Below are 388 nucleotides of genomic sequence, written 5' to 3' on the forward strand. Positions count from 1 at the left end.
GTGGGGGGCGGGGGAGGGGAGGGGGGGAGGAGGGGGGGGGGGGGGGGGGGGAGGGGGGGGGGGGGGGGGGGGAGGGGGGGGGGGGGGGGGGGGGGGGTGGGGGGGGGGGGGGGGGGGGGGGAGGGGGGGGGGGGGGGGGGGGAGGGGGGGGGGGGGGGGGGGGGGGGGGGGGGTGGGGGGGGGGGGGGGGGGGGGGGGGGGGGGGTGGGGGGGGGGGGGGGGGGGGGGGGGGGGGGGGGGGGGGGGGGGGGGGTGGGGGGGGGGGGGGGGGGGGGGGGGGGGGGGGGGGGGGGGGGGGTGGGGGGGGGGGGGGGGGGGGGGGGGGGGGGGGGTGGGGGGGGGGGGGGGGGGGGGGGGGGGGGGGGGGGGGGGGGGGGGGGGGGGGGGG

Annotated in this window: 1 protein-coding gene; it reads left to right on the forward strand. The window is 96.1% G+C overall.

Annotated elements, in window-relative coordinates; all coding sequences use genetic code 11:
- Positions 1–388, forward strand: a 388-nt coding sequence (locus tag KJQ99_RS11455) for a hypothetical protein (protein WP_214150771.1), incomplete at both ends; no start/stop codon positions are given.

This window comes from Campylobacter sp. 2018MI13, assembly GCF_018501135.1.
In the GTDB taxonomy this organism is placed as follows: domain Bacteria; phylum Campylobacterota; class Campylobacteria; order Campylobacterales; family Campylobacteraceae; genus Campylobacter_E.